This window comes from Hydrocoleum sp. CS-953, from assembly GCF_002260545.1.
Taxonomy (GTDB): domain Bacteria; phylum Cyanobacteriota; class Cyanobacteriia; order Cyanobacteriales; family Microcoleaceae; genus Trichodesmium.
Genome location: NZ_LGSU01000826.1, coordinates 1 through 4885, shown reverse-complemented (window position 1 = coordinate 4885; position 4885 = coordinate 1). Strand labels below are relative to the sequence as shown.

1 protein-coding gene and 1 pseudogene are annotated in these 4885 nt (G+C 33.5%); both read right to left on the bottom strand.

The annotated features are described in order from the left end of the window. Positions 1-166: 166 nt before the first annotated feature. A pseudogene (locus tag AFK68_RS10470) lies at positions 167-1377 on the bottom strand (transglutaminase family protein); the annotation flags it as partial. Positions 1378-3856: 2479 nt separating this feature from the next. Further along, positions 3857-4249, bottom strand: coding sequence for a Mini-ribonuclease 3 (locus tag AFK68_RS10465; RefSeq protein WP_210407342.1), 393 nt, complete (start codon positions 4247-4249; stop codon positions 3857-3859). Between the last annotated feature and the right edge of the window lie 636 nt (positions 4250-4885).

Sequence of the window (4885 nt, the reverse complement as noted above, 5' to 3'; positions counted from 1 at the left end):
ACAGGCACTATTGCTACAGGTGGGAGTTTCAACTTTTTTATTTACTTTTTAATTACCCGCAACATAAGCGCGGATTGCTATAGTTTTCATTATCAATTATCAATTATCCATTATCAATTATCCATTATCAATTATCAATTATCAATTATCAATTATCAATTATCCATTATCCATTATCCATTGCAGATAACTCTTCTAAGATTGTAAATCTAACATGATTAATTGCTAAATTACCAATTGAAACTTCTTCCTTATTAACAGGAACCCCTTTATTTTTCATAACTTCAAACTTAATTCCTTTACCAATTTCTACATGATACCAAGCTAACCCCATAAAAAACCTTAACGGATAAGGACCACCTTCCTGTAAATCATCAGGGTTTGACTCCATAGGAACCCAACCAAAACCAGGTAGATAAAATTCCAACCATACATGATTAAACTCTGGCTCCAAAGGCACACCTTTTCTATCAGCAAAAGCCGGACATTTATAACGACCTACTGTACGACAAGCAATACCATTTAATCGTGCCAAAGCTAACAATAATCCTACATATTCTCCACAAGAACCAATACCTCTTTCCAACACAATATCGGGAGTATCAATCTTAGCTGTTACTCCATAAGAAAGTTGGTCATAAACATAATTCCGAATCTTCAAAAGTTGACGTAATAAATTATTTTCTCTGAAAACAGCATCTTTTGCAGCTCGAATAACTATCTCTTTATCCATTGCCAAATTATCATTATCTACCAGATATTTATCGTGAAAATCTGGTGGAATTTCCGGAATATTTTCTACATTAAAAGGTTGAATTTGGTACTTAATTGCCCTAACTTCTAATAAAGCCTTCCAACCAAATATCCTTCTTTCACTTTGACGCAATGGTTGAAACCTAAAAACAGCAACTTTTTGACCATCTTGAATTTCTTCAGTAAAAGGCATTCCTATAGGAGAAATTTCCCTAACTTTTTGACGATGAGTTTCCGAAGGTAAAGCAATACGCCATTCCACATCTTCTAAAAATATTTCATCTAATGGTTCTAATTCTTCAACATAAGACATCTCAATTAAAAAACCATTAGAAACAGCATATTTTTCCTGTTCATTGTAATAAAAATAAAGAGGATGTATAAAAGTTCTATCGCGCTTAGTCAATTCATACTGTTTTTCCGAGTTTGGGTCATCCCTAATGTAAAGTTCATCCCCAGAATAAGCAACATAAAGTTGTCTTTCCCCTGTAGTAAAATTGCGATAAAATGCTAATCCAGTTGGAGACTCAAAAGGAGTTAATACACTAAATTTCACCTTACCAGTTCCCCTTTCTAAACAATAAACAGTCTGCTCCTCGCGATCGCAAAGCCACAATTCTTCATNTTTTTCCGAGTTTGGGTCATCCCTAATGTAAAGTTCATCCCCAGAATAAGCAACATAAAGTTGTCTTTCCCCTGTAGTAAAATTGCGATAAAATGCTAATCCAGTTGGAGACTCAAAAGGAGTTAATACACTAAATTTCACCTTACCAGTTCCCCTTTCTAAACAATAAACAGTCTGCTCCTCGCGATCGCAAAGCCACAATTCTTCATCCTGAACCGTAATATTTTCAAACCCTATTCCTGGAGCATAAAACCCTGTAATTTGTTGTTTAGTATCTTTGTCAAAAACTATAATTTTACCTAATTTTTGACAAGTTACATAAACAGTTGATTCCCAAACAGCAATTCCATCAGCAGCATAAGGTAAAGTAAAAAAATGTTGCCATCTTAAACGTCCTTCTGATAAATTACCAATAGCATTCAGACAGAAATAAATTTTATTTTCCCATGTTAACCAGAGAGTATCTTTCCAGATAGAAATACCTGTAACATCAATAAATTCATCAGTCTGATAAGGATTAATAACAGTGGTATTATCTGTTGTTGGGTCAATCTTTAGCAGAAAACCACGATTTTTGNAATGTTGCCATCTTAAACGTCCTTCTGATAAATTACCAATAGCATTCAGACAGAAATAAATTTTATTTTCCCATGTTAACCAGAGAGTATCTTTCCAGATAGAAATACCTGTAACATCAATAAATTCATCAGTCTGATAAGGATTAATAACAGTGGTATTATCTGTTGTTGGGTCAATCTTTAGCAGAAAACCACGATTTTTGTCAATAGCATAGAGAGTCTCTCTAGAAAAAGCAATACTATGCAGTGAAGCTACTCCAATTGGTCTAATAGTCCGTGGCCTTGAATTTTGTTTTTGGGTACTCTCAGATGATTCAAAATTCATGTTAAATTCAGAAGAAATATTTTCAGAGAACCTTTTAAGTATAGGTTTTCTACTATACAATTATTGACAAAATAAAATAGTTTGTGCTATTGCTTCAGAAAAAACTTATATTTAAGTAATGGTAGGAGTCGTAGGGGCGTTTTCCTGACGGAATGCTCCGCAAACATGTCGCGCAGCGAAACGGCCGTTAGCTTCGCATAACTATCGTTAACGCCCGNGGAAGAATAGTAAGAGTGATTTTTCTCTAAATATTGAGCAAAAAATGCTAAATTTTTGCACCTTTTTGACCTAAAAGTTCGTACTTTTTCCAGACCTAAAAAGGCACTTAGCTTTATCTGTCAAGGCTTTTATATTTAATCAGCAGAGCAATAAGTATTTCCTGCTCAATCCTGCTTCAATAATGGATAATAGATAATGGATAATTGATAATTGATAATTACCTCTTCCTTTTAGGGAGAGGATTGAATAAAAGGAAAATTTTTTTTGCTTCTCCTGGAAAAGAGAGGCTTTATACCTTTATTTTTCGGTAAACAGTTATTAGCTGTTTACTCATCTTACGGAATGCTACGCTTGCCAGGAATAACAATGAATGCTTGATTCATTCATTTAACTTCTACTACATTTTCACATAATTCTGGGAAATCTCTCAATTGTTTTTTAGTTCTTTGTTTAAAGGTAATATAGCTGTTAACGTAGTTCCTCCGCAGGAGGCTGGCTGACTGCTATTTGCGCAGCATTCCGGAGGAAATGCTTACTTTTGTAGTAAGATTTAATACTGGTTCAATTAATAAAGCTCTTATCTAAAATCAAAGTTCAGCAATTAACAATGTTCATGTCGGCGACTGCCAATACAATTAATAATTAATAATTATCTAGAATGGAACATTAATAATTTAGAACAGATTATCTCATGCTTGTTTATGGCGTGTAAATTATTAAAGCTCTTTTAGAGTAGCTATGATAAATTACTACACTTAGGAACTCTATAATCACTGCTATGCAAGGATTATAGGAATACAAAAAAGCAAATAAACATAAAAATCTATTTTCCTAAAGGTTTAATCCTCTGCTATTTAAGGGTTTAAGTTCATTTAAACTACTAAGAAGCTATAACCAGTCTAGAAGAACCTTAATAATTATTAATTAATAATTATACCAAATCCCATTATCAAAAGCACGTTTTTGAAATTACTATCTAATCGTTCTGCCTTCTGCCTTCGGCCTTACCTTAATAAATATTGGTGCTTTCTAAACCAAATCTAGTATTACCTCTTATTATCAAGAATAGGATGACCTAAAAGTATTTTTTTATCCATAAATGGAGAGGCTTTATATTATGTCCGGATAATTAGTGATAAAAAAACGTTCAAATTGTATACTTTATTTCTCCCATCTTTCCTCCTGACTCCTGACTCCTGACTCCTGACTCCTCCCTTCTTATTTATAACTATTCAACCGAACATAATATTATACCTTAATTTTTGGATAAATCATTGGATGAATAAGAGTGCCATAATTGATTTATTATTATTGGAAATACCTATTGGCTAATGGTATGAAAATATTAATCTAATATTAATCTAATTCTATGTAACCTAGTAATTGATTTAACCTTTGGGGATCGGTCAAATATAAGTATCCAATTAAAGTTTCTAAACTGGTAGCCTGTTGATAAACTTCCGGATCTAATCTTTTTGGTTTCCTAAAAGCAGCATTACGTCCTCGTTTTAGAATATCTAACTCTGCACTGGTGAGGTATGGTTTCAAATTATGTAAATGATCGGCTTGAGTTTCTGCCCTAACTTGGGCCACAACTAATTGATGATAATAACGCGATCGCTTTGGTGGTATCAAGTAATAATTCCGAATATACAGTTCGTAAACTGCATCTCCCAAATATGCCCAAGCTGAGGGGGAAATTTTTTGAATTTCTGCTGGCGTTAAGATAAGAGGGTTTAACTGCTGCAAACTGATTATTCTCCTTGTGAGGCTAGCCTTTCTACTTGATAAAACATTCCTTCACCTTTTTTGATACCCATGCAGTTAACGAATTCAGAACTCAGAAGTTAGAAGATATTTTTTTCACGGGGATATTTAGCAACCGTTCTGAGAAACCTACGATTATCTACTATCTACAAAAATGTATGATTTTCTATAAATCATCTATTCTATTCCTGCCTCAACCTGGCAACGTCGGCGTTATCCAGTCCACAGGCTGTCACGGACTAATTGCCCGCCATAGCTAGATTTAAGCTAGCATTTAAGTCTCGTTTCTCTACTGAAACCACAATTTTCACACTCAAAAACTCTCTCTATCTTTCTCAGAGACTCTTTTTTTCTACTCTGAGAAACTTATCAATACTTGGACAAAACTTGTTTGATTTTCTATTCATACCATATCTTATACAATAATAAATCCATACTTATTTGAATAATTCTACTTCCCAGAAGTTAGTAGAAGTCAAGCTAGAATACTTTTTTTATATTCCTTTTTAGTAGTTTTCGGGTAAATTTTTGAGAGCTGACTGCTAATAGATATTTCCCTGTGCGACATTAGTACACAACATTCAGCAGGAAATGCTTATCTTTAATTACTTAAATAAG